The sequence below is a fragment of the Superficieibacter sp. HKU1 genome, from assembly GCF_029319185.1.
In the GTDB taxonomy this organism is placed as follows: Bacteria; Pseudomonadota; Gammaproteobacteria; order Enterobacterales; family Enterobacteriaceae; genus Superficieibacter.
The window spans coordinates 1,718,391-1,742,355 of the sequence record NZ_CP119754.1 but is presented as its reverse complement, the minus strand read 5'-3'; the positions used below and the strand labels follow the sequence as shown (position 1 = coordinate 1,742,355).

22 protein-coding genes are annotated in these 23,965 nt (G+C 55.9%); 10 read left to right on the top strand and 12 right to left on the bottom strand.

From position 1 onward, the window contains the following. Positions 1-35: 35 nt before the first annotated feature. Complete coding sequence (nfsA, locus tag P0H77_RS08355; RefSeq protein ID WP_276164414.1) at positions 36-758, bottom strand: oxygen-insensitive NADPH nitroreductase; 723 nt, start codon at positions 756-758, stop codon at positions 36-38. Between the two features lie 113 nt (positions 759-871). Further along, the gene (locus P0H77_RS08350; RefSeq protein WP_276164413.1) at positions 872-1,240 is read right to left on the bottom strand and encodes an inner membrane protein YbjM; all 369 of its coding nucleotides are present in this window, start codon (positions 1,238-1,240) and stop codon (positions 872-874) included. Between the two features lie 276 nt (positions 1,241-1,516). Between P0H77_RS08350 and P0H77_RS08345 the strand changes: the two genes are divergently transcribed. Next, positions 1,517-3,202 carry an aspartate:alanine antiporter gene (locus P0H77_RS08345; RefSeq protein ID WP_276164412.1) on the top strand — a complete coding sequence of 562 codons (1,686 nt, stop codon included), beginning with the start codon at positions 1,517-1,519 and terminating at the stop codon, positions 3,200-3,202. 167 nt (positions 3,203-3,369) lie between these two features. Here the strand turns inward: P0H77_RS08345 and P0H77_RS08340 are convergent, their stop codons facing one another. Further along, positions 3,370-3,915 (bottom strand): TetR family transcriptional regulator, encoded by a 546-nt coding sequence (locus tag P0H77_RS08340; protein WP_276164411.1) that lies wholly within the window; start codon positions 3,913-3,915, stop codon positions 3,370-3,372. Between the two features lie 92 nt (positions 3,916-4,007). Here P0H77_RS08340 and P0H77_RS08335 point away from each other — a divergent pair, with 92 nt between their 5' ends. Both P0H77_RS08335 and P0H77_RS08330 read left to right on the top strand, forming a co-directional pair. Continuing rightward, positions 4,008-5,201 carry an MFS transporter gene (locus tag P0H77_RS08335; RefSeq protein ID WP_276164410.1) on the top strand — a complete coding sequence of 398 codons (1,194 nt, stop codon included), beginning with the start codon at positions 4,008-4,010 and terminating at the stop codon, positions 5,199-5,201. Next, a complete protein-coding gene (locus P0H77_RS08330; protein WP_276164409.1) occupies positions 5,201-6,013 on the top strand; it encodes a Cof-type HAD-IIB family hydrolase in 813 nt (270 codons plus the stop codon). Before P0H77_RS08335 ends, P0H77_RS08330 begins: the two co-directional genes overlap by 1 nt. A 49-nt stretch (positions 6,014-6,062) precedes the next feature. Here P0H77_RS08330 and P0H77_RS08325 read toward each other — a convergent pair whose 3' ends face one another. Beyond that, positions 6,063-7,289, bottom strand: a complete 1,227-nt coding sequence (locus tag P0H77_RS08325) for an MFS transporter (protein WP_276164408.1) — start codon at positions 7,287-7,289, stop codon at positions 6,063-6,065. Positions 7,290-7,569: 280 nt separating this feature from the next. Between P0H77_RS08325 and ybjG the strand changes: the two genes are divergently transcribed. Together ybjG and deoR are read left to right on the top strand one after the other, a co-directional pair. Next, the gene (gene ybjG, locus P0H77_RS08320) at positions 7,570-8,178 is read left to right on the top strand and encodes an undecaprenyl-diphosphate phosphatase (protein WP_276165078.1); all 609 of its coding nucleotides are present in this window, start codon (positions 7,570-7,572) and stop codon (positions 8,176-8,178) included. Positions 8,179-8,231: 53 nt separating this feature from the next. Continuing rightward, positions 8,232-8,990 carry a DNA-binding transcriptional repressor DeoR gene (gene deoR, locus P0H77_RS08315; RefSeq protein ID WP_276164407.1) on the top strand — a complete coding sequence of 253 codons (759 nt, stop codon included), beginning with the start codon at positions 8,232-8,234 and terminating at the stop codon, positions 8,988-8,990. A gap of 1 nt (position 8,991) precedes the next feature. Here deoR and dacC read toward each other — a convergent pair whose 3' ends face one another. Continuing rightward, positions 8,992-10,194: a serine-type D-Ala-D-Ala carboxypeptidase gene (dacC, locus tag P0H77_RS08310; protein WP_276165077.1), complete on the bottom strand. Its 1,203-nt coding sequence runs from the start codon at positions 10,192-10,194 to the stop codon at positions 8,992-8,994. Between the two features lie 242 nt (positions 10,195-10,436). Here dacC and P0H77_RS08305 point away from each other — a divergent pair, with 242 nt between their 5' ends. Further along, positions 10,437-11,063: a glutathione S-transferase family protein gene (locus P0H77_RS08305; RefSeq protein WP_276164406.1), complete on the top strand. Its 627-nt coding sequence runs from the start codon at positions 10,437-10,439 to the stop codon at positions 11,061-11,063. Positions 11,064-11,081: 18 nt separating this feature from the next. Here P0H77_RS08305 and P0H77_RS08300 read toward each other — a convergent pair whose 3' ends face one another. Together P0H77_RS08300 and P0H77_RS08295 are read right to left on the bottom strand one after the other, a co-directional pair. Next, positions 11,082-12,194 (bottom strand): PQQ-dependent sugar dehydrogenase, encoded by a 1,113-nt coding sequence (locus P0H77_RS08300; protein WP_276164405.1) that lies wholly within the window; start codon positions 12,192-12,194, stop codon positions 11,082-11,084. A gap of 108 nt (positions 12,195-12,302) precedes the next feature. Next, positions 12,303-12,686 (bottom strand): biofilm formation regulator BssR, encoded by a 384-nt coding sequence (locus P0H77_RS08295; protein ID WP_276164404.1) that lies wholly within the window; start codon positions 12,684-12,686, stop codon positions 12,303-12,305. Between the two features lie 199 nt (positions 12,687-12,885). Here P0H77_RS08295 and rimO point away from each other — a divergent pair, with 199 nt between their 5' ends. Together rimO and P0H77_RS08285 are read left to right on the top strand one after the other, a co-directional pair. Beyond that, positions 12,886-14,199 (top strand): 30S ribosomal protein S12 methylthiotransferase RimO, encoded by a 1,314-nt coding sequence (rimO, locus tag P0H77_RS08290; RefSeq protein ID WP_276164403.1) that lies wholly within the window; start codon positions 12,886-12,888, stop codon positions 14,197-14,199. A gap of 90 nt (positions 14,200-14,289) precedes the next feature. Further along, complete coding sequence (locus P0H77_RS08285) at positions 14,290-15,264, top strand: SMI1/KNR4 family protein (protein WP_276164402.1); 975 nt, start codon at positions 14,290-14,292, stop codon at positions 15,262-15,264. Positions 15,265-15,432: 168 nt separating this feature from the next. Here the strand turns inward: P0H77_RS08285 and gsiD are convergent, their stop codons facing one another. The 5 genes from gsiD to iaaA all read right to left on the bottom strand — a co-directional run bounded on the left by gsiD (position 15,433) and on the right by iaaA (position 21,700). Further along, a complete protein-coding gene (gsiD, locus tag P0H77_RS08280) occupies positions 15,433-16,344 on the bottom strand; it encodes a glutathione ABC transporter permease GsiD (RefSeq protein ID WP_276164401.1) in 912 nt (303 codons plus the stop codon). After that, positions 16,345-17,265 (bottom strand): glutathione ABC transporter permease GsiC, encoded by a 921-nt coding sequence (gene gsiC / locus P0H77_RS08275; RefSeq protein ID WP_276164400.1) that lies wholly within the window; start codon positions 17,263-17,265, stop codon positions 16,345-16,347. Between the two features lie 66 nt (positions 17,266-17,331). After that, positions 17,332-18,873 carry a glutathione ABC transporter substrate-binding protein GsiB gene (gene gsiB / locus P0H77_RS08270; RefSeq protein ID WP_276164399.1) on the bottom strand — a complete coding sequence of 514 codons (1,542 nt, stop codon included), beginning with the start codon at positions 18,871-18,873 and terminating at the stop codon, positions 17,332-17,334. Between the two features lie 30 nt (positions 18,874-18,903). Beyond that, positions 18,904-20,847, bottom strand: a complete 1,944-nt coding sequence (gene gsiA / locus P0H77_RS08265; RefSeq protein ID WP_276164398.1) for a glutathione ABC transporter ATP-binding protein GsiA — start codon at positions 20,845-20,847, stop codon at positions 18,904-18,906. Further along, entirely contained in the window at positions 20,759-21,700 is a 942-nt protein-coding gene (iaaA, locus tag P0H77_RS08260) for a beta-aspartyl-peptidase (protein ID WP_276164397.1), read from the bottom strand. The genes gsiA and iaaA overlap by 89 nt, the downstream gene beginning before the upstream one ends. Positions 21,701-21,888: 188 nt before the next feature. Between iaaA and moeA the strand changes: the two genes are divergently transcribed. Together moeA and moeB are read left to right on the top strand one after the other, a co-directional pair. Further along, on the top strand, positions 21,889-23,127 hold the full coding sequence (moeA, locus tag P0H77_RS08255; RefSeq protein ID WP_276164396.1) for a molybdopterin molybdotransferase MoeA: 1,239 nt from the start codon (positions 21,889-21,891) through the stop codon (positions 23,125-23,127). Beyond that, positions 23,124-23,876, top strand: a complete 753-nt coding sequence (moeB, locus tag P0H77_RS08250; RefSeq protein ID WP_276164395.1) for a molybdopterin-synthase adenylyltransferase MoeB — start codon at positions 23,124-23,126, stop codon at positions 23,874-23,876. The genes moeA and moeB overlap by 4 nt, the downstream gene beginning before the upstream one ends. Positions 23,877-23,965: the final 89 nt, after the last annotated feature.

Below are 23,965 nucleotides of genomic sequence, written 5' to 3'. Positions count from 1 at the left end.
AGAGAACCTGAAGATCCGGCGTATAATACCGATTCTTAGCGCGTTGCCCATCCCTGCTTATGCAAATAATCCAGGATAAAGGGGCGGCTTTCTTTAATGATGGTGCGGCGAATATGATCGCTCCACGTATCGCGGCGGGTATTGCTGTCGCGATGTAAATAGTAATTCGCCAGGTCGTCATCGTACTGCGCCAGCACCTGTTCATCCAGCGGCTGATAGTGGTTTTCATGCACCAGCATCGCCTGCGGCATGCGCGGTTTGACATCCGGATCGTCCGCAGGCCAGCCGAGGCATAACCCGAACAGCGGCAGCACGTATTTCGGCAGTTGCAGCAGGTCGGTCACGGCGTCAATACTGTTACGGATGCCACCAATATATACCCCACCTAAGCCCAGCGACTCTGCCGCCGTCATGGCATTTTGCCCGAGCATCGCGGTATCCACCGCGCCTAACAAAAGCTGTTCGGCAAGCCCAAGCTGCGCATCGGGGCAAATTTGTAGATTACGGTTAAAGTCGGCGCAAAAAACCCAGAACTCCGCTGCTTCGGCGACATGTTGTTGTCCGCCGGTCAACGTCACCAGCGATTCGCGCATCTGGCGGTCGGTAATACGCACAATAGAACTACACTGCAAAAAGCTGGAGCTGGAAGCCGACTGGGCGCTGGCGATGATAGCGTGACGCTGCTCGTCAGTGATGGGGCGATCGGTGAAATGGCGAATTGAGCGATGGCTGCGCAAAAGATCGATAGTCGGCGTCATTACATTTTCCTGTCTGGCAAAAAGAGATTATCGCTCCCGCGCGCTGCTACAGGCGGGGAGCGATACCAGTATAGGGTATAACTTCCCGTCGGTAGTTAACCAGAGAAAGAGGGTTACTTGTCTTTACCTTCCAGCAGCGTACTGATAAACAGAAAACACAATGCCCCCAACGCGCACCAGAACACGGCGCTCAAAAGCCATGCCAGCTCCTGCCAGAATGAACGGTGGCTGGCAAAAAACAGATGCATCACTACCAGACACAGTGGAGCCGCTAAAACCGCGCCCAACAGCGGACGTAATACACGCTGACGGGTTGACATAAAACTGGCAACCGCGCCGGGCAGGATAAAAAACAGCAGCCCCAGTTCCGGATTACCTGCCTCACGAAACGCACCGTGCATTTTCATTGCCAGAGCAAGACACACAACAATAAAAAGTAAAAAGCAGCAGATAACGCCGGCCCAACCCCGTTCTGACTTCAAAGGATCCTCCTGACTCTTTCTCTATCGAACCTACTTTTAGCCTTTACTGGCACCCAGTCAGATAAAGCATTACGGCATCCCCTGCCAAAAAAGCGCCCCGATGAGCACATACGATTCTTACTAGCCGTGGCATTCAGGAACGATTAAACTAACGGCTTGTTTCAAGGTAATAAACAACGTGGATTACTTTTACTGTTCTTATGAATCCGCGTCAAAACAGTAGCCCAAAATACTTTCTCTTTCAACAAGTTACTCGTAAACAAGAAGTTAGCTTCCGTGAATATAAACGTCGCAGAATTGTTAAACGGGAATTACATCCTGTTATTATTTGTTGTTCTGGCACTGGGTCTTTGCCTGGGTAAATTACGCCTTGGTTCAGTACAACTCGGTAATTCCATTGGCGTTTTAGTTGTCTCACTATTACTGGGACAGCAGCATTTCAGCATTAACACAGATGCCTTAAATCTGGGTTTTATGTTGTTTATTTTTTGTGTCGGCGTGGAAGCCGGACCCAATTTTTTCTCCATTTTTTTTCGCGACGGAAAAAATTACTTAATGCTGGCTCTGGTAATGGTCGGTAGCGCTCTGCTGATCGCCCTGGGGTTAGGTCGGCTATTCGGCTGGGATATCGGCCTGACGGCGGGTATGCTGGCCGGTTCAATGACCTCAACGCCAGTGCTGGTAGGTGCCGGGGATACGCTTCGCCATTCAGGTATGCAGGGCAGCCAGCTATCGCAGGCACTCGATAACCTGAGCCTGGGATACGCCCTGACCTATTTAATTGGTCTGGTCAGTCTGATTTTCGGCGCGCGCTATCTGCCTAAGTTGCAGCATCAGGATTTGCAGACCAGCGCCCAGCAGATCGCCCGTGAGCGTGGTCTGGATACCGACGTGAACCGTAAGGTATATCTGCCGGTGATCCGCGCTTATCGTGTTGGTTCCGAGCTGGTCGAATGGGCCGACGGTAAAAACCTGCGCGAGCTGGGGATTTATCGCCAGACAGGCTGCTATATAGAACGCATTCGTCGTAACGGCATTCTGGCAAGCCCGGACGGCGACGCGGTGCTGCAAATGGGCGATGAGATTGCGCTGGTGGGCTACCCCGATGCCCACGCCCGTCTCGACCCCAGTTTTCGTAACGGTAAAGAGGTCTTCGACCGCGATTTGCTGGATATGCGCATCGTAACGGAAGAAATTGTGGTGAAAAACCACAACGCCGTAGGCCGCCGTCTGGCACAGCTTAAGCTTACCGATCACGGCTGCTTTTTGAACCGGGTGATCCGCAGCCAGATCGAAATGCCGATTGACGATAACGTCGTGCTCAACAAAGGCGACGTCTTACAGGTGAGCGGTGACGCAAGGCGTGTCAAAACCATCGCGGATCGTATCGGCTTTATTTCTATTCACAGCCAGGTTACCGACCTGCTGGCCTTCTGCGCGTTTTTCATTGTCGGCCTGATGATCGGCATGATCACTTTCCAGTTCAGCTCGTTCAGCTTTGGCGTGGGTAACGCCGCTGGATTACTGTTTGCTGGCATCATGCTCGGTTTCCTGCGTGCCAACCACCCCACCTTCGGCTACATCCCGCAGGGCGCACTGACGATGGTCAAAGAGTTTGGCCTGATGGTCTTTATGGCCGGCGTGGGATTAAGTGCCGGTAGCGGCATCGGCCACGGTCTCGGCGCGGTCGGCGGCCAGATGCTGATTGCCGGGCTGATTGTCAGCCTGGTCCCCGTGGTGATCTGCTTTTTATTTGGCGCTTACGTTCTGCGGATGAACCGTGCGATGTTGTTTGGTGCCATGATGGGGGCGCGAACCTGCGCACCGGCTATGGAAATTATCAGCGATACGGCGCGCAGTAATATACCGGCGCTGGGCTATGCAGGCACCTACGCTATCGCCAACGTCCTGCTTACCCTGGCGGGAACACTGATTATCGTCATCTGGCCCGGCATAGGATAAAACTGAAGTTTGCAGGATAACGAAAATTTTTTGCAACCGCTGAGAACTTTTCCTTTGGCCGCTAGTCATAATTAGTGCCACTGCTTTTCTTTGATGTCCCCAATTTGTGGAGCCCATCAACCCCGCCGTTTTGGTTCAAGGTTGATGGGTTTTTTGTTGCCTGAAATTCATCCCCCACCCGCAATCCTTGCCACCATGCAGCGTATTTCGTCCCGCGTCAGCGGCTGGCGGTCAATGACAAAATGGAGCGTCATGCCTTCAATAAACGCGTCCAGCGCGCGGGCGGTGACCGGCTCGAACCAGTACTCCAGCGTTTGTTGACTGCGGCGCATCCAGTTTTGCATGATGCCCTTTAACGCCGGTTTCTTGCTCATATAGGCATAAAGCTGATACATCAGCTCCATATTTCTGACGGTGGTCATCTGGGCACTGAAAATCAGTTCGGCTACCGCCTCCGCTGCCTGCGCCCGGTTCTGTACATCCTGAAAAAAAGCCAGATACTGAACGGACATCTGTTCGGTGAAGCCGCTGAACGCCTCTTCCAGCAACGCATCTATACCGGCGAAATAGTAGGTCAACGATCCCAGCGGCACACCGGCGCACTGCGCAATTTTTCGGTGCGTCACCGCGTTAATGCCGTGAGTCGCGATGGTTTCAAGCGTCGCCTGAAGAATTTTCTCCCGGCGCAGCGGATCATTGGGCGGACGAGCCATTAGAATTCCTCATATCCAGTTTATGTACAAATGTACACGGAGTTGCTAGTGTTGTCTGCGGTGATATTTTTTGCGCATAGGGAAACATAGCCATGACGCCTCGTAAGGCCCTGCAGTTACGTACCTGGGCTCTTTTTGCCTTCTTTTTTATACCTGGTCTGCTGATGACCTCCTGGGCGACACGTACCCCGGCAATTCGCGATATTTTATCGGTTTCGACCGCAGAGATGGGCGTGGTGCTGTTTGGCCTTTCGGTAGGCTCAATGAGCGGTATTTTATCTTCCGCCTGGCTGGTCAAACGTTATGGCACCCGCAAAGTGATCCGCGCCACCATGTCCTGCGCGGTGCTGGGCATGATGGTGCTGAGCGGGGCGCTGTGGCTTTCATCGGCGCTGTGCTTTGCCTTTGGACTGGCCATTTTTGGCGGCAGCTTTGGCGCGGCGGAAGTCGCTATTAACGTTGAAGGTGCGACGGTCGAGCGGGAAATCAATAAAACGGTGCTGCCGATGATGCACGGTTTTTATAGTTTTGGCACGCTGGCCGGTGCGGGCGTAGGTATGATGCTGACCGCGTTAGGGGTTTCGGCCAATATCCATATTCTGCTCGCCGCGCTGTTCGCTATCCTCCCCATTGCCATTGCCATCAAAGCCATTCCGGACGGCACCGGCAAAAACAGCGCGGAAACGGCCGCCACGGCGGAGAAAGGACTGCCGTTTTATCGCGATATTCAATTGCTGCTGATTGGCGTGATCGTGCTGGCGATGGCGTTTGCCGAAGGCTCCGCGAATGACTGGCTGCCGCTGTTAATGGTAGACGGCCACGGATTCAGTCCAACCTCCGGCTCGCTGGTCTACACCGGATTCACCCTCGGCATGACGGTGGGACGTTTTACCGGCGGCTGGTTTATCGATCGCTACAGCCGGGTGGCGGTAGTCCGTGCCAGCGCGGTAATGGGCGCGCTGGGGATTGCGCTGATTATCTTCGTTGACAGCGCCTGGGTCGCGGGCATGTCGGTAATCCTGTGGGGACTGGGCGCGTCGCTGGGCTTCCCGCTGACGATCTCTGCCGCCAGCGATACCGGACCGGATGCTGCAACCCGGGTGAGCGTCGTCGCCATTACCGGTTATCTGGCGTTCCTGGTCGGCCCGCCGCTGCTTGGCTTCCTCGGCGAGCATTATGGCCTGCGTAGCGCTATGATGGTGGTTCTGGGCCTGGTCCTGATCGCCGCCGTGGTGGCTAAAGCGGTCGCTAAACCCACGCCGGCCCCTGCTATGGAGAGTCATTGATGAGCATTAAACTTATCGCCGTCGACATGGATGGCACCTTTCTCAGCGATGCTAAAATTTATAATCGCGAGCGTTTTCTGGCCCAGTACCAGCGCATGAAGCAGCAGGGCATCCGTTTTGTGGTGGCAAGCGGCAATCAGTACTACCAGCTGATCTCCTTTTTCCCGGAGATTGCGCATGAAATCGCCTTTGTCGCCGAAAACGGCGGCTGGGTGGTTGATGCGCAGCACGATATCTTTAACTGCAATCTGCCGAAAGCCCATTTCGATGCGGTGGTTGAGCATCTGCAAACGCTGACCAATATTGAAATTATCGCCTGCGGGAAGAATAGCGCCTATACGCTCAGACATTACGACGAGGCGTTTAAAGCGATTGCTGCCCGCTATTATCACCGTCTGGAAGAGGTGGATAGCTTCGATAATATTGACGATACCTTCCTCAAATTCGGGCTGAATATTCCGGATACGCTGGTGCCGGAAATGCAGCAACTACTGCATACGGCGCTGGGCGATATGATGACCGCCGTGACGACCGGCCACGGCAGTATCGACCTGATTATCCCCGGCGTGCATAAGGCGAACGGCCTGCGGATTTTGCAGAAGCGCTGGGGTATTGACGATAGCGAAGTGGTCGCGTTTGGTGACAGCGGCAACGATATTGAAATGCTGCGTCAGGCAGGATTCAGTTTTGCCATGTCCAACGCGTCGCCAGCGGTCAAAGCCGTGGCTCGCTTCGAGGCCCCGCTGAATAATGATGAAGGCGTACTGGGGATTATTGATAACGTGCTGGATCGCGAGGCGCCGTTTCAGTAATGCCTTGCCGGGTGAGACTCCCCTCACCCGGCAGTGTGCGTCATGTCAGCTACTGAGTATTCCCCACCGCGTTGTTCTTCAGAAAGGCAATGATCAGCCCACCGTACAGAACGCCGCTCGCCAGGTTGAACAGGCTAAACAGGCCGTTTCCACCCAGCAGATACGCATGCTTGCTTAGCTCAATGCCCACGGTGAAAATCAGCATTTGCAGCATCCCCATCGCCGCAGAGACGGTCCCTTTACTGACGTCGCTGGCAAACAGCGTCAGACGCACCAGCCCGGCGTTTGCCAGCCCGATCCCGAACGCATAAAGGCTTAACCCAAGGGTCATCCACAGATAAGCATGGGAGGAAACCACCGTGGCCACCGCCGACAGCAGCAGCCCGGCCACGATCGGCCAACTGCCCGTAATAATGAGCGAACGCACGGTGCGCCGTGACGTCAGCCGCGCCAGCACCAGGTTCCCCATGATCAGTGCGCTAAAAATGGGAATTTGCAGCAGGCCGTATTCATAACTGCTGGCATGCTCGCCGCTGATGATAATGACCGGCGACTGGGCAATCCACGCCAGCAAAGGCAGACTGACAAACCCGGTCGCCAGCGCCCCCGCCACAAATAACGGGTTTTTCAGCACCTGCTTATAATCGTAGCCCAGCTCACGCAGCGACAGCTTTTCACCGAGGCGCGTGGCGGTCTCCGGCATCGCTCGCTGCAAGCCAAAAAAGGCGATGGCCGATAACAGCGCGAACAGAACAAACATCGTTTCCCACGGCGCGATATGCACCCACGCCGCTCCGGCCAGCGGGCCGAAAAGCGGCGCAATCAACGCGACGTTTGCCATCAGGGCAGTGATCTTAATACACACCGCTTCTTCGTAGGATTCCTGAATCGCTGCATAGCCTACCGCGCCGATAAAGCACAGGCTGATGCCCTGTAGAAAGCGCAGTACGGTAAATTGCTCAATATTTTGCGCCAGCAGCGTCGCCAGACAGGTCACGATGAACCACACCACGCCGGTGAGCATCACCGGACGACGGCCCAGACGGTCGGATAGCGGCCCCAGCAGCCACTGAATAAACATCCCGCCTGCCATATATGCCGTCATCGACGTCGGCACCCATTCGACACCGGCCTGATACTCCTCCACCACCGCCAGCATTCCCGGCTGGATCATGTCGTTGCCGATATAGGTGGAAAATTCGTAAAGCACCAGACACAGCGGGAACAGCAATGCCTGACGGCCCAGACGTTTGCCGGAAGATAAACGGTTTTGCATGAAATCTCTTAATGACGAAAAACGCGCTCAATGAGCGGAGTATGGAAAAGCAAGGAAGAGATTATAGCCGGGAAAAGCAAATATGAAATCCCGACGGTTTAAGGTTCGCTTAATCTTGCCGGATTATAGTCAGAGAACGCTGTCACATTACTGACATAATGCCTGGCGGCGATCCGCTAACGGACAGACTATTAAGACAAAACCGCTTTACCGCTTCGCGATGGACTTTTAAGGTTAGCGCCGTACCGGAGCCTCTCTCTTACGCATGAGTATGGAATGTATGCTGGAAAATATTAACTACGCCCTGTTTTACGTCATCAATGCCACCCCTGATTCTGCGCAATGGAGCCTCACCCTCGCCCGGATGATTGCCGACGACCTGATCAAAGTCGTGCCGCTGATGGCGGTTGCGCTCTGGCTATGGGGGCCGCGCGAGCAGGTCTGTGCTCAGCGCCAACTGGTGATCAAAGTAACGCTGGCGATGGTGGTGAGCCTGACGGTTTCCTGGCTTATCGGGACGCTGTTCCCCCATGAGCGCCCTTTTGCGGCGGGTGTCGGTTACAACTTCCTCATGCACAAAGCGAATAATGCTTTCCCCAGCAACCATGGCACGATTGCCTTTACCTTCGCGCTGGCGTTTCTTTTCTGGCACCGCCTGTGGTCGGCGGCGGTCCTGCTGGTGATGGCCTGCGCAATCGCCTGGTCACGCGTTTACCTTGGCGTACACTGGCCGCTGGATATGCTGGGCGGTTTTCTGGCGGCTATCACCGGCTGTCTGGCCGCGCAGATGCTCTGGCTGATGGCAGGCAACGCGCTCTATCTGCGGCTACAGCAGTTATATCGCCTCTGCTTCTCCATGCCTATCCGTAAAGGGTGGGTGCGTGACTAGTCGCCTGCGGGCAGGTAATATTGCTGGCTTATAACGAGACCTGCCGGGGATTTATGGAAACGCGACGCGACGAACGGATTGGCAAACTGATCCATGCGCTGAAACGCAGCGATAAACTGCATCTGAAAGAGGCAGCCGCTCTGCTCGACGTGTCAGAAATGACGGTTCGTCGCGATCTGAACAGCCACGACGGACCGGTGGTGTTGCTCGGCGGCTATGTGGTGCTGGAGCCGCGCGGGGCCAGCCACTATCTGATAAGCGATCAAAAAACGCGGCTGGTTGAGGAAAAGCGTAAAGCAGCCCGCCTCGCCGCTACCTTACTCAAGCCACATCAAATGGCCTTTTTTGACTGCGGTACCACCACGCCGTGGATTATCGACGCCATCAGCGATGACCTTCCCTTTACCGGGATCTGCTACTCGCTCAACACCTTTCTCGCCTTACAGGAAAAACCGCTGTGCCGGGTGATCCTCTGCGGCGGTGAATTTCACCCCAGCAACGCTATTTTCAAGCCGCTAACGCTTCAGGAAACGCTGGGCCACCTTAGCCCGGATGTTGCCTTTTATTCCGCAGCAGGCGTCGATCCGCAGCACGGCGCAACCTGTTTTAACCTCGATGAACTGCCGGTGAAACAGTGGGCGATGCGCCACGCGCGCTATCATGTGCTAGTGGTCGATCACAGTAAATTTGGCAAAGTGCGTCCGGCACGAATGGGAGAATTGACCTGCTTTGACGCCATCGTCAGCGACAGCTGTCCGGATGAGGAACTGACTGCGCTGGCGAAAGCGCAGTCAATCGATTTGCTCTGGTAAATCAGGAGAACCAGCTGCCAAACCACTCGTGGAATTTCATTAATACGTAATCCCACATGCGGCTGAAGAATCCCCCCTCTTCCACCGCTTCCATCACAATCAGCGGACGCTGTTCAATGGTTTTATTATTCAGCTGGAAGTCGATGGTGCCGACGACCTGCCCTTTTGCCAGAGGTGCCGTGAGCTGCGGCTGATTCAGGTTGTAGCTGGCTTTAAGGTTTTTAAGCTGCCCACGCGGGATCGTCACCGAGCCCGCCTCACCTGCCCCCAGTTTCGCTTCGCTGACGTTACCAAACCAGACGCGTTGATTGACGAAAGGGGCATTTGGTTTGATCGGCGTGACGGTTTCATAAAAACGGAAGCCCCAGCTCAGCAGCTTTTCTGATTCATTAAAACGAATGCGGTCCGTTTTGGTGCCCAGCACCACGGAAATCAGGCGCATATCGCCCTGGGTAGCAGAAGCCACCAGATTATACCCCGCTCCGGCGGTGGTACCGGTTTTCACCCCGTCGGCATTGATAGTGGTGCTCCACAGCAGCCGATTACGGTTAGGCTGGCGGATTTTATTGAAGGTGTATTCTTTCTCTTTGTGGACGGCGTACTCTTCCGGCACATCGTGGATCATCGCTTTGGTCAGCAGCGCCATATCACGCGCGGTGCTGAACTGCCCCGGTGCATCCAGGCCGTGTACCGTTTTAAAGGTGGTATTGGTCAGCCCGAGTTTCTGTGCATAGGTGTTCATCAGGCTAATAAAAGCGTCCTGGCTGCCCGCCACATGGTCAGCAATCGCGATGCTGGCATCATTACCGGACTGGATAATGACCCCTTTATTCAGGTCTTCAACCGACACCTGATCGCCAGGCTTCAGGAACATCAGCGATGAACCCCGCAGCGCCGGGTTGCCAGTCGCCCAGGCATCTTTACCAATGGTGACCATATCGGTCAGTTTGATCTTGCCTGCTTTCAGCGCCTGTCCGGTCACATAACTGGTCATAATTTTCGTCAGGCTTGCCGGATCAAGCTGCTGATCGGCATTACTCTCGGCGAGCACTTTACCGCTGGCGTAATCTATTAATATCCACGCACGCGCGTCAAGGGTCGGCGCAGCGGGAAGCTGTTCCGCAGCCTGAAGCACAGGTGAAACGAGAAGTAACAGAGTCGAGCCAGCCACAAGGCCGCGAAGAGAAAAAGCGGAACGCGTCATAAATGCCACCCAGATGTCCTTTTAAAATCACGACAACATAACATGCTGTTACACCTGCCGGGGAGTAACTTACAAACTTATTCAAGCATCCCCAAGGGAATGCGGTTTTAGAAGCTTACGCAATCTCGCCCGATCGTACAGAAGCGAGTGCGATTTTTTTGATCCCGGTTGCCTGAATGTTTACTTTAATTCAACATCATCCATAACATACTCGAATCACATCCACTTGAAGGCAGGTATCTATGATTACGCTATGGGGCAGAAATAATTCGACCAACGTTAAAAAAGTGCGCCTGACGCTGGAGGAGCTGGAGCTTCCCTACCAGCAAATCCTGGCCGGGCTGGAGTATGGCCTTAATCACGACGCCGAGTATCTGGCGATGAATCCCAATGGTCTCGTTCCACTGTTACGCGATGATGAAACTGACCTGGTGTTGTGGGAGTCGAACAGTATTGTCCGCTATCTGGCCGCGCAGTACGGGCAAAACCGTTTGTGGATCGACGCGCCTGCCGAGCGGGCGCAGGGAGACAAATGGATGGACTGGGCTAACGGCACGCTGTCACCGGCGCATCGGGTGATCCTGATGGGACTGGTCAGGACGCCACCGGAGAAGCGCGATCGGCAGGCCATTGACGAGGGCATCAGGACTTGTGAAACCCTCTTTAGCCTGCTGGATGATGCGCTGGCGACGCAGCCGTGGCTGTCGGGCCAGCAGTTTGGTCTCGGCGATATTGCCGTAGGGCCGTTCGTCTACAACCTGTTTAACGCCGTTGAACAATGGCAGCCGCATCCTCACCTCCGGCGCTGGTATCAGCAGCTTGCCGAACGTCAGGCCTGGCGGGACGTAGTGATGATCCCGGTCACCTGAGTTCCTGCCAGCCCCGTCTTAACCGGCGGGGCTGACCTTCAGTAATTCACCTTCCGATTCGTCCGTCAGCACATACAGGTAACCGTCCGGCCCGACGCGGACGTCGCGAATACGCTGCTTTTTATCGCCGAGAATGCGACCGTCTTCAGTAACTTTATTGCCGTTGACGCTCATCACAATCACATCCTGATCTTTCAGCGCGCCGATAAACACTTTGTTTTTCCACTGTGGAAAGGTATCTGCGTTATAAAACGCCATGCCGCTAATGGCCGGTGATTTTTTCCAGTAATACACTGGCTGCTCAGTGCCCGCCACAATCTCACCTTTCGCCTCCGGAATCGCTAATCCGCTGTAGTTGATCCCCCATGTCGCCAGCGGCCAGCCGTAGTTTTTGCCTTTTTCAGGAATGTTGATTTCATCGCCGCCGCGCGGGCCGTGTTCATTCAGCCACAGCGTATTGCTCCAGGGGTTCATCGCCATGCCCTGCGGGTTACGGATGCCGTATGACCAGATTTCTGGCCGCGCGCCCGCCTTATTCACAAAAGGATTATCCTCGGGGATTTTGCCCTGATCGGTCAGACGAACCACTTTACCCTGTAATTTATCGAGATCCTGAGCGGTAGGTCGCTGGTTATTTTCGCCCAGTCCGATAAAGAGGTAACCTTTGCCGTCAAAGACCAGACGGCCGCCAAAGTGGTTGCCGGTAGAGAGTTTGGGCATCTGGCGAAAAACCACCTGGAAGTTTTCCAGCCGCGATGCGTCATCGTTCAGACGCCCATAGCCCACCACCGTTCCCGCTTTACCGTCCTGCCCTGCTTCCGCATAGCTCAGCCAGACGCGGCGAGAATCGGCAAAATCGGGAGCCAGCGCCACATCCAGCAGACCGCCCTGCCCGTTAGCCCACACGCGGGGTACGCCGGTAATCGGATCGGAGAGGCCTTTACCCGGCTGCCAGTGCAGAAGCTGTCCGCCCCGCTGGGTGATCAGGATGCCACCGTTGTCCGGCAAAAAGGCCATCGCCCACGGGTGATCCAGTTTATTCTGTAAAATCTCCACCTTTAGCGGTTCGGCATACAGCGGCGAAAGAAAGAACAGTGAACTGAAAACGGAGAAGGTCGCAAGTCGTCGCATGGCAGGCTCCTTTTAGGCGTTGTCCCATAAGGTTAGCCAGCCGCGCCCATGATGGCGGCACTTTTACAAAAACTTAACGAAAACGGGGGAGCAGCCTCCCCCGGAGGATCACGCCTCGGTAAGCGGCGTGGTATTGCGCAGGCAATGAATGCTGTGGGTTAAGGTACTCAGACAGCTTCCCAGCTTATGAGTATCAACGGTTACGTACTGAGGGCTATCGTGATGACCGCTCATCAGGCATACAGCGGCTTTGGCGATGGATTCTCCCGCGTGACGCAGCGCCTCAAATTCCTGTGGAGCGCAATCTCTCTTCAGTTGCGGTGCATTTTGCCGCAGTTCGGCACAAAGCATAAACAGATGGTCGCGTAAGGCCTGGCTTTCGCTCACCGTCATATAGCCTTTTGCCTTCCGGAGTTGCAGATAAGCATCAATGTCAACACGAGCATCAATGAGCTTATTCAGCAGGTTGTGATGAAGTCTGTCGAATGACATGCTTTTTCCCTCCTGTGTCAGCTATCGGCACTGTATATAATATGCTTATTTTTTGTACAAAATGGTGCGCAAGGTCAATAAACCACCACATCCATCCTTCTTTTCATTCTCCACCAGTAAAAACTTCCAGTAGAGACTCTCTGCAAAGGCGTGTAAAATCGCCCGGTTTTTTTACTGTTTACTTTGTGAGCGTACTAGCATGCAACAACCGCGTATCGGCTTTGTCTCTCTTGGCTGCCCAAAAAACCTCGTCGATTCTGAACGCATCCTGACCGAGCTGCGCACCGAAGGCTATGATGTCGTACCCCGTTATGACGATGCCGACATGGTGATCGTCAATACCTGTGGGTTTATCGACAGCGCCGTACAGGAGTCGCTGGAAGCCATCGGCGAAGCGCTGAATGAAAACGGCAAGGTGATCGTCACCGGCTGCCTGGGCGCTAAAGAGGATCAGATCCGCGAAGTGCACCCTAAGGTTCTCGAGATCACCGGGCCCCACAGCTATGAGCAGGTCCTGAACCACGTTCACCACTATGTCCCGAAACCGAAGCATAATCCGTTCCTGAGCCTGGTGCCGGAACAGGGCGTAAAGCTGACGCCGCGTCACTACGCTTACCTGAAAATTTCTGAAGGCTGCAACCATCGCTGCACCTTCTGCATCATCCCGTCCATGCGCGGCGATTTGGTCAGCCGTCCCATCGGCGATGTGCTAAGCGAAGCCAAACGTCTGGTGGATGCGGGGGTTAAAGAGATCCTCGTCATTTCTCAGGACACCTCGGCCTATGGCGTGGACGTGAAGCACCGTACCGGTTTCCATAACGGCGAGCCGGTAAAAACCAGCATGGTCAGCCTGTGCGAGCAGCTCGCGAAACTGGGTATCTGGACGCGTCTGCATTACGTCTATCCGTATCCGCACGTGGACGACGTGATCCCGCTGATGGCGGAGGGCAAAATCCTGCCGTATCTGGATATTCCGCTACAGCACGCCAGCCCGCGAATTCTAAAGCTGATGAAACGCCCTGGATCCGTTGACCGCCAGCTGGCGCGCATTAAGCAGTGGCGTGAAATCTGTCCGGAACTGACCCTGCGCTCGACCTTCATCGTCGGCTTCCCTGGCGAAACGGAAGAGGATTTCCAGATGCTGCTGGATTTCCTGAAAGAAGCGCGGCTGGACCGCGTGGGCTGCTTCAAATACAGCCCGGTCGAAGGCGCAGGCGCAAACGACCTGCCGGACCAGGTGCCGGAAGAGGTAAAAGAAGAACGCTGGAACCGCTTTATGCAGCTTCAGCAGGAGATCTCCGCCAGCCGTCTGCAGGAGAAAGTCGGTCGGGAAATCCTGGTCATTATTGATGAAGTGGATGAAGAAGGCGCCATTGGCCGTAGTATGGCCGATGCGCCGGAAATCGACGGCGCGGTTTATCTTAACGGCGAAACCAACGTCAAGCCGGGCGACGTCGTGCGGGTGAAAGTCGAAAACGCCGACGAATATGATTTGTGGGGAAGTCGGGTGTAATTTACAGCGCCGTTTACGGACGGCGCTCTTCCTCTTAACCAATTCAATGTTACAGTGCTTTTTTCTCGTTAGCGAAAAGGAAGTGCTTTAATGACTGCTCCCTTCTTTAAGAACCTCGATCTGGCCACCTTCTGGGACGACAGCGACTACGCGCGCAAAGAATATGTCAGCGCCCCACCTGACGATGCGCTTATCCGCGAACTGGAGCTGGAACTGGGTTATCGCTTGCCCGCATCTTACATCTGGCTGATGAAACAGCAGAATGGCGGCATTCCACACCATCTCAATTTTCCGACCGGGGAACCGACAAGCTGGGCGGAAGATCATATCGCCATCACCGGCATCATGGGCATTGGCCGGGAAAAGGCAAATTCATTAGGCGGCGATTTTGGTAGCCGTTTCTGGATAGAGGAGTGGCAATACCCGGATATTGGTATCGCCATCTGCGACTGCCCGTCTGCGGGTCATGATATGGTTTTTCTTGATTATCGCGAGTGCGGACCTGAAGGCGAGCCTGCCGTGGTGCATGTTGATCAGGAAGACGATTACCGCGTTACCTGGCTTGCCGATAATTTCGAAAATTTTATTTGCGGGCTGGTAAATGACGAGGTTTATGACACTTCTGCCGAGGATAAACAGGCGGATCTGGAGATGGCCCGGCACGGCGCCTTTTCTGCCACCCTCGCCGACCTTTGCTCCCGCGCGGATCGCGTACCGAACATTGAACAGGCGATTCGTGAAGTTGCGCGCCAAATCATTGAAGATAAAGGCTTCTTTGCGCTCCACGCCGACGAGCGTTCTTATCTGCTCTACGATATCCAGTTCTGGCTATACGCTAATGCGCATCCACAGGTGACACAGGCAGACTATCTGAAAGCTTATCCTGATATTATCGCGTTTGGTGGACAATTCACCACCGGCGGCTACGCGCCTGCTTTTATTGAAGACTGGCTGAAAGCACGGATCGATCGGGGTGATATCGATGTGCAGAACGGCACTCTTTCTTTAACGGCGCAGGCAAAGGCTGCGCTGATGGAAAAAGTTAATGCCGCCATAGCAGGCTAAATGCCGGGTGGCGCTGCGTTTACCCGGCCAACGTTTTCGGGGGTTAATATCAAACTGTAGGCCCGTGCAAGCGAATGCGCCGCCGGGCAAAACTGGCGCAGCGTTTCAGCCATTGCGCGCGAGCATGCCGGGTGGCGCTGCGCTTACCCGGCCTACAAACTGTAGCCGTCACCCTTTAATTTTCGGATCCAGCGCATCCCGTAGTCCATCCCCCAGCAGGTTGAACGCCAGCACCGTCAGAAAAATAGCAATTGCCGGGAACAACGCCACATGCGGGGCCATTACCATGTCGGCGCGGGCCTCGTTGAGCATCGCGCCCCACTCCGGCGTCGGCGGCTGTGCGCCAAGGCCAAGGAAGGAGAGGCTTGCGGCGGAGATAATCGACGTGCCGATACGCATGGTGAAATAAACCACAATCGACGACACCGTTCCCGGCAGGATATGGCTGAACAGAATCGTCATATCGCTGGCCCCGATACTGCGGGCAGATTCAATAAACGTCTGGTGCTTGAGCACCAGCGTATTGCCGCGCACCAGCCGGGCAAAAGCGGGAACCGAGAAAATAGCAACCGCGATAATCACGTTAGCCATGCCGCTTCCCATCACCGCCACGACTGCAATCGCCAGCAAAATACCGGGAAAGGCAAACAGCACGTCGCAGATACGCATGATGACGCGGTCCCACCACCCTTCGTAATAGCCCGCCAGCAGGCCGAGCACCGTGCCAATCAGCGCGCCGATAAGAACCGCGAACACCCCTGCCGCCAGCGAAATCTGTGCGCCGACCAGCACCCGGCTGAAAATATCGCGCCCCAGCGAGTCAACGCCGAACCAGTGTAATGCGGAAGGCCCGGCATTCAGCCGGTCATAATCAAAGTAGTTTTCCGCATCAAAAGGGGCGATCCACGGCGCGATAGCCGCAACCACAATCAGCAGCAGGACGAAAAGTCCGGCGGCGATCGCCAGCGGCTGGCGACGAAAACGCCGCCAGAATTCGTGCCACGGCGTACGTACCCGGTCAGGTTTGACGCCAGGCATGGCATCTATAATGGCCTGACGCCGCCAGTTTAACAGTCGCACTTATTTGTACCTGATAGCGGGATTAATCGCGGCATAAAGCAGATCCACCATTAAATTGATAAGAATAAATTCCAGAGAAAACAGTAATACTTCCGCCTGGATCACCGGGTAGTCGCGCATCTCCACGGAGTCAATCAGCAGACGTCCCAGCCCCGGCCAGTTGAAGACTTTTTCCACCACGATAGAGCCGCCAAGCAAAAAGCCGAATTGCAGGCCCATCATCGTCACTACCGGGATCATCGCATTACGCAGGCCGTGTTTAAGCACCACCCAGGTTTCACTGACCCCTTTCGCTCTGGCGGTGCGCATGTAGTCTTCGTTAAGCACATCGACAAACGAGGCGCGGGTAAAGCGGGCCATTACCGCCGCCACCGCCGCGCCCAGGGTCAGCGAAGGCAGAATATAATGTCGCCAGCTATCCGCGCCGACGGTGGGCAGCCAGCCGAGTTCAACCGAGAACACCTGCATCAGCAGCATCCCCAGCGCAAACGCCGGAAAGGAGATGCCGGTAACGGCCAGCGTCATACCAATACGATCCGGCCAGCGGTTACGCCACACGGCCGCGACAATCCCTGCCGCGAGACCAAACAGCACAGCCCAGGCCATACTTGCCAGCGTCAGCCACAGCGTTGGCATAAAGCGGCTGGCAATTTCCTGCGAGACCGGGCGACGGGAGACCATCGACTGCCCGAAGTCACCCTGAAGGGCGTTGGTAATGTAGTGCCAGAACTGAACATGTAACGGCTGGTCCAGCCCCAGTTGCTGACGCACCATACCGATCACCTGGGCGTCTGCTTCCGGTCCGGCAATCAGCCGCGCCGGATCGCCGGGCAGCAGATGGACGAATAAAAACACCAGCACTGCAACAATCAGCAGCGTTGGGATCAATCCCAGCAGGCGTTTGATGAAATAGTTAAGCATTATTTCACGCCGCCCCCCTACCGGCCAATGTCAGCCCCCGTCCCTGGGAGCAATAAGCGGCCAGCCTCACTGCTTAAGATCCGCATTGTCGAAGCTGAAGCCGGTATCCGGCATGATGTAAAAGCCAGTCAGCGTTTTGCTGTGGGCAGAGACCAGTTTTTCCACCACCAGCGGCACCCACGGCGACTCTTTCCAGATAGTATCCTGCGCGTCTTTATACAGCCGGGTCTTCTCTTCAGCCGAGTTGGTTTTCAGCGCATCGGCCAAATCGCTATCCACCTGCTTATTGCTGTAGAACGCGGTGTTAAACAGCGCTGGCGGCCAGTTCTGGGTCGCGAACAGCGGCGACAGCGCCCAGTCCGCTTCGCCGGTCGAGGCCGACCAGCCGGTGTAGAACATGCGCACACCGCTCTCTTTCTGCCCTTTTCCTTCCACTTCCGCCGCCCGCTGGCCGGCATCCATCGCCGTCACCTGCGCCTTAATGCCAACCTGAGCCAGCTGCTGCTGGGTAAATTGCAGGACTTTTTGCGCAGTGCTGTGGTTGTGCGACGACCACAGCGTCGTGCTGAAACCGTTGGGATAACCCGCCTCTTTCAGCAGCTCACGTGCTTTCGCCGGATCGTAAGGCCACGGTTGATAACTCCGGGCATTGGCGATAGCCGGTGGCACCACGCCCGTCGCTGGCGTGGCATAACCGGCGAAGGCCACTTTCACCAGCGCCTGACGGTTAATCGCATAGTTGATGGCTTCGCGCACTTTCGGGTTATCGAACGGTTTTTGCGTTACGTTCATACTGATGTAACGCTGCATAATCGACGGGCTGGCAACCAGTTCCAGCTTGCTGTTTTTCTCCAGCAGCGGGGCCTGCTCGTAAGGGATCGGGAAGGCAAACTGCGCTTCGCCGGTCTGCAACATGGCGGCGCGGGTATTGTTATCAACCACCGGACGCCAGGTGATAGTGTCCAGCTTCGGTAGCCCTTTTTGCCAGTAGCCCGGATTTTTCTTCACCTTCACGAAATCGGTCTGATTCCAGGTCTCCAGCGCATATGGCCCGGTGCCGACCGGATGGAAGCCGATCTCTTTACCGTATTTTTGCAGCGCTGCCGGGGAGATCATCGCTGTGGCCGGATGCGCGAGCACGTTAATGAACGCGGAGAACGGCTGTTTAAGGGTGATTTTTACCGTGGAAGGATCGACCACTTCGGTTTTATCAATGTTTTTATACAGATTAAAACGCTTGAGATGGTTTTCAGGATTGCTGGCCCGATCGAGGTTTGCCTTGACCGCCGCCGCGTCAAACGGCGTGCCGTCCTGGAACTTCACGCCCTGGCGTAATTTAACGGTGTACGAAAGGTTATCATCGGAAACGGTATAGCTTTCCGCCAGCACGTTTTGCAGCTTCATGTCTTTATCAAGGCCAAACAATCCCTGATAAAACGATTTTGCCACGGCCTGCGACAATGTGTCATTCGCATCATACGGGTCGAGGGTAGTGAAGTTCGACCCTACCGCCACGACGACGTCTTTTGCTGCGAATGCCGGTGCTGCCGCCAGCGCGGAAGCGATCCCGGCGGCAATAAGCCATTTATCTGTCATGCGTTGTGTCATGTTATTCTCCTGAGGCCCCTGCCTTATTATTTATAATTGCGAACCAGAACGCGCAACGTAATGCCCCGGCGCAACCTGCTGCAGCGGTGCAATAGTCACCTCTTCTCCTCGCTTGTAAATATTTCCCGGAATATCATCGGACAGCAGCACGCGCTGCGGGCGACGATGCGCAGGATCGGCCACCGGAACGGCCGCCATCAATTTGCGGGTATACGGATGCTGTGGATTTTCGAACAGCGCCCGGCGCGGGCCAATTTCCACTATTTGCCCCCGGTACATCACCGCGACACGGTGGCTGATACGCTCCACCACCGCCATATCATGTGAGATAAACAAAAAGGCGATCCCCATCTCGCGCTGGAGATCGAGAAGCAGGTTAATGATCTGCGCACGGATAGATACGTCCAGCGCGGACACCGATTCATCGGCGATCACCACTTTTGGGTTCAGCGCCAGCGCACGAGCGATACAAATGCGCTGGCGCTGACCGCCGGAAAACTCATGCGGGTAGCGCCAGGCGTGCTCCGGCTTCAGCCCGACGCGCTCCAGCAGCCACGCCACCCGCCGCTGGGCACCTTCCCCCTCCAGCAGTCGATGGACCCGCAGCGGCTCCATAATCGAATAACCCACCGTCTGCCGGGGATCCAGCGAGGCGTACGGATCCTGAAAAATAAACTGAATATCGCGGCGTAGCGGCTGTAACCTGCTGGTGGGCAACGTGTCGATGCGCTCACCGTTGAAAGTAATGGTGCCGCTTTGCGATTCGACCAGCCGCAATAAGGCGCGTCCGGTAGTCGATTTACCACTGCCGGATTCCCCGACCAGCGACAGCGTTTCACCCGGCCATAAATCAAAGCTGACCTTTTCTACCGCGTGAACTTCGCGTGTGACGCGGTTCAGGATCCCGCTACGCAGCGGAAAACGGGTAACCAGATCGCGAACCTCAAGAACGGGCTTGCCGGGAACCACGGTGTCCTGTCCGCCTTCGTCTTCCTGCTCATCGCCAGAAAGCGAGAAGCGACGCGGCAAATCGCTGCCGCGCATCGCGCCCAGGCGCGGTACGGCAGCCAGCAGCGCGCGGGTGTAAGGATGTTGCGGCGCGTTGAAGATCTGCTCCACGCTGCCTGTCTCCACCGCTTCCCCCTGGTACATCACCAGAACACGGTCGGCGATATCGGCAACCACGCCCATGTCGTGGGTGATAAAAATTACCCCCATCGCCATATCCTGCTGTAAAACGTCGATCAGGCGTAAAATTTGCGCCTGAATAGTGACGTCCAGCGCGGTGGTCGGCTCATCGGCAATCAGCACCGCCGGACGGCATGACAGGGCCATCGCAATCATGACCCGCTGACGCATACCGCCGGAAAGCTGATGGGGATAGCTGTTCAGCACCGACTGCGATTCCGGAATGCGTACCTGTTCAAGCATTTTTTTGGCTTCGGCCAGCGCCTGATGGTGCCCGAGCCCCTGATGTAAACGAATCGACTCGGCAATTTGCTCGCCGACGGTAAATACCGGATTCAGCGAGGTCATCGGCTCCTGAAAAATCATGGCGATATCCGCACCGCGCACCCGGCGCATCTGCGATGACAAGAGCTTATCAGGTTCAATCGTCAGGCCGTTGCGGCGGCGCAGTAAAAACCGATCGCAGGAAACGGTCGCCCCGGCCTGTTCAATCAGGCGCATCAGCGCCAGCGCAGTGACCGATTTCCCCGAGCCTGACTCGCCGACGATCGCCAGCGTCTCTCCGCGCTGCAGGGTGAACGACAGATTGCGCACGGCAGAGACACTTCCCTGCTCCTGGGCAAAGGAGATGTTCAGATTGTTAACCGCCAGCACGTCGCTGGCAGCGAATGGTTGACCTTCCGGCAACAGCGTCTCCTTATTCGCGGTAAATTCCAATTGTTGGCGTATCGCCTGCATAGCCCCAGGCACGATACATGCCCTCACTATTAAACGGCAGGACCACATTACCTTCCCGATCAATAGCAATCAGCCCACCGCTGCCACCGAGCGCCGGCAGTTTTTCCATCACCACACGTTCGCAGGCTTCCAGCAGGCTAAGACCCCCATATTCCATCAATGCAGCAATATCATAAGCGGCCAGCGTGCGCATAAAAACTTCGCCCGTGCCGGTACAGGAGACCGCCACGCTGGCGTTATTGGCATAGCATCCGGCCCCCGGAATCGGGCTATCGCCCACGCGTCCAGGAAGTTTATTGGTCATCCCGCCGGTAGATGTTGCGGCCGCCAGGTCTCCGGCGTTATCCAGCGCCACCGCGCCAACGGTGCCCATTTTTCTGGTTTCATCCAGCGGTGCAGCATGGTGATCAAGCCGCAGCTCGCCGTCGGCGCGCGCAGCAAGCAACTGTTCATAACGCTCCGGCGTGGAAAAAAGGGCGCTGTCGACGCGCTCCATGCCGTGACGGAAGGCAAAATTTTCGGCACCTTCACCAATAAGCAGCACGTGGGGGCTATGATCCATTACCAGCCGCGCGGCCAGTACCGGATTGCGCAAATGACTAACGCCTGCCACCGCGCCTGCCTTCAGGCTGCTGCCGTCCATAACGCAGGCATCAAGCTCATGGGTTGCATCGCGGGTGTAGACTGCGCCAATCCCCGCGTTGAAGAGAGGACACTCCTCCAGCAGCCTAACCGCTTCGGTTACCGCATCCAGTGCGCTCTTCCCGGCCTCCAGCATTGCCTGCCCGGTTTCAACGACCGCAGAGAGCGCGGCAATGTACTGCTGTTCACGCTCCGGCGTCATGTGCGCACGGGCTATCGCGCCTGCTCCCGCGTGAATAGCAATAACCGCTTTTCCCATCTTTCCCTTCCTGTCATGACGGCGTCACGGCTTTTTCTATAGATATCATTACCGTGGCGACTCTTATATACAATTTTTGAATATAGAAAGATGCGGCGGTGATGTAAAGGTTAAGCCGATGGTGGCATACAGCTAAAAGCCGTTTTCTGCCATAATGGCGCATTCGATTTTTTCCGCAGGAGTTTGCCATGAATTTTACCGACGGACTGATACCGCTCGACAACGCCCTTTCGCAGATGCTCAACCGCATCGTTCCGTTGACGGAAGCGGAAAGCGTTCCGCTGGTTCAGGCTTTTGGTCGCGTGACGGCACAGGATACCGTTTCGCCGCTGGACGTTCCCGGCTTTGATAATTCAGCGATGGACGGTTATGCCGTTCGACGGGCGGATCTCAACGCTGGCCAGCCGCTGCCGGTTGCGGGAAAAAGTTTTGCCGGACAGCCATTTCAGGGGCAATGGCCTGAGGGCACCTGCATTCGCATTATGACCGGCGCACCGATTCCTGCGGCCTGCGATGCGGTCGTGATGCAGGAAGAAACGGAGGTGTCTGACGCAGGCGTGCGCTTTAGTGCGCCGGTGCGTGAAGGGCAAAACATCCGCCGTCGCGGGGAGGATATTCGCCACGGTGCCACGGTGCTGCCACGCGGGACCCGCCTCACCGCCGCTGAACTGCCGATTCTGGCTTCTCTCGGTATTGCTGAAGTTAACGTCGTGCGCAAAGTACGGGTGGCACTGTTTTCCACCGGCGACGAACTCCAACTGCCGGGTCAGCCGCTGGCGGAAGGACAGATTTATGATACCAATCGCCTGACGGTACATTTGATGCTGGAACAGCTTGGTTGCGAAGTCATTAACCTCGGTATCATTCGCGACGATCCGCAGCGGCTACGCGAGACCTTTATTCGCGCCCGCGACCAGGCAGACGTGGTGATTAGTTCGGGCGGCGTGTCGGTTGGCGAAGCGGATTACACCAAAACAATTCTTGAAGAACTGGGCGAAATTGCTTTCTGGAAGCTGGCGATTAAGCCGGGTAAACCTTTCGCCTTCGGCAAGCTGGGCGAGAGCTGGTTTTGTGGGTTGCCGGGCAATCCGGTCTCAGCGGCATTGACCTTTTATCAACTGGTGCAGCCACTGCTGGCAAAACTCAGCGGCAATAACGCCCCCCTCCTGCCGCCTCGTCAGCGCGTGCGTAGCGCCAGCCGCCTAAAAAAATCACCGGGACGTCTCGATTTTCAGCGCGGTATGTTAAAGCCGAACGCACAGGGCGAGCTGGAAGTGCATACCACCGGCCATCAGGGTTCGCATATTTTCAGCTCGTTCAGCCAGGGCAACTGCTTTATCGTGCTGGAACGCGAGCGTGGTAACGTTGAGGCTGGCGAATGGGTTGAGGTGGAGCCGTTTAACGCGCTGCTGGGAGGTCTGTCATGACGCAGGAACTCAGCGATGCAGAAATGATGCGCTATAACCGGCAAATCGTGCTGCGCGGGTTTGATTTTGAGGGCCAGGAAGCCCTCAAAGCCGCGCGGGTGCTGATCGTTGGTCTGGGCGGTCTGGGCTGCGCGGCGGCGCAATATCTGGCAGGTGCCGGCGTCGGACACCTGACGCTGCTGGATTTCGACACGGTCTCGGTGTCCAATCTTCAGCGGCAAACTCTGCACAGCGACGCCACTATCGGTCAGCCTAAAGTTGATTCCGCCCGCGATGCGCTGGCGCGTATTAACCCGCATATCATCCTGACGCCCGTTAATGCCCTGCTCGACGATGCCGCGCTCCTGGCGTTGATTGCAGAGCACGATGTGGTGATGGATTGCACTGATAACGTCGCCATTCGCCAGCAGCTTAACGCGGGCTGCTTTGCGCATAAAATCCCGCTGGTTTCCGGTGCTGCCATCCGTATGGAGGGACAGATCAGCGTCTTTACCTGGCAGGACGGCGAACCCTGCTACCGCTGCCTGAGCCGTCTGTTTGGCGAGAACGCCCTCACCTGCGTTGAGGCTGGCGTGATGGCCCCGCTGGTCGGCGTGATCGGTTCAATGCAGGCGATGGAAGCCATCAAAGTACTGGCCCACTATGGTGCGCCTGCCGCAGGAAAGATCGTGATGTATGACGCCATGACCTGTCAGTTCCGCGAAATGAAACTGATGCGGGCGGCGGGATGTGAGGTATGCGGAGAATAAAGGCCAGGCACCTCCTTGTGTTGTGGGGCGCGCCTGGCGAGACTGCATGATTTGCTCTATTGTGCAGAAATTTATGCCTTCGTCAGGTC

Coding starts and splice junctions, on each gene's coding strand:
- nfsA (WP_276164414.1), bottom strand. CDS start 758: ATGACGCCGACTATCGATCTTTTGCGCAGCCATCGCTCAATTCGCCAT.
- P0H77_RS08340 (WP_276164411.1), bottom strand. CDS start 3,915: ATGGCTCGTCCGCCCAATGATCCGCTGCGCCGGGAGAAAATTCTTCAG.
- P0H77_RS08335 (WP_276164410.1), top strand. CDS start 4,008: ATGACGCCTCGTAAGGCCCTGCAGTTACGTACCTGGGCTCTTTTTGCC.
- P0H77_RS08330 (WP_276164409.1), top strand. CDS start 5,201: ATGAGCATTAAACTTATCGCCGTCGACATGGATGGCACCTTTCTCAGC.
- P0H77_RS08325 (WP_276164408.1), bottom strand. CDS start 7,289: ATGCAAAACCGTTTATCTTCCGGCAAACGTCTGGGCCGTCAGGCATTG.
- ybjG (WP_276165078.1), top strand. CDS start 7,570: ATGCTGGAAAATATTAACTACGCCCTGTTTTACGTCATCAATGCCACC.
- deoR (WP_276164407.1), top strand. CDS start 8,232: ATGGAAACGCGACGCGACGAACGGATTGGCAAACTGATCCATGCGCTG.
- dacC (WP_276165077.1), bottom strand. CDS start 10,194: ATGACGCGTTCCGCTTTTTCTCTTCGCGGCCTTGTGGCTGGCTCGACT.
- P0H77_RS08305 (WP_276164406.1), top strand. CDS start 10,437: ATGATTACGCTATGGGGCAGAAATAATTCGACCAACGTTAAAAAAGTG.
- P0H77_RS08300 (WP_276164405.1), bottom strand. CDS start 12,194: ATGCGACGACTTGCGACCTTCTCCGTTTTCAGTTCACTGTTCTTTCTT.
- P0H77_RS08295 (WP_276164404.1), bottom strand. CDS start 12,686: ATGTCATTCGACAGACTTCATCACAACCTGCTGAATAAGCTCATTGAT.
- rimO (WP_276164403.1), top strand. CDS start 12,886: ATGCAACAACCGCGTATCGGCTTTGTCTCTCTTGGCTGCCCAAAAAAC.
- P0H77_RS08285 (WP_276164402.1), top strand. CDS start 14,290: ATGACTGCTCCCTTCTTTAAGAACCTCGATCTGGCCACCTTCTGGGAC.
- gsiC (WP_276164400.1), bottom strand. CDS start 17,265: ATGCTTAACTATTTCATCAAACGCCTGCTGGGATTGATCCCAACGCTG.
- gsiB (WP_276164399.1), bottom strand. CDS start 18,873: ATGACACAACGCATGACAGATAAATGGCTTATTGCCGCCGGGATCGCT.
- gsiA (WP_276164398.1), bottom strand. CDS start 20,847: ATGTGGTCCTGCCGTTTAATAGTGAGGGCATGTATCGTGCCTGGGGCT.
- iaaA (WP_276164397.1), bottom strand. CDS start 21,700: ATGGGAAAAGCGGTTATTGCTATTCACGCGGGAGCAGGCGCGATAGCC.
- moeA (WP_276164396.1), top strand. CDS start 21,889: ATGAATTTTACCGACGGACTGATACCGCTCGACAACGCCCTTTCGCAG.
- moeB (WP_276164395.1), top strand. CDS start 23,124: ATGACGCAGGAACTCAGCGATGCAGAAATGATGCGCTATAACCGGCAA.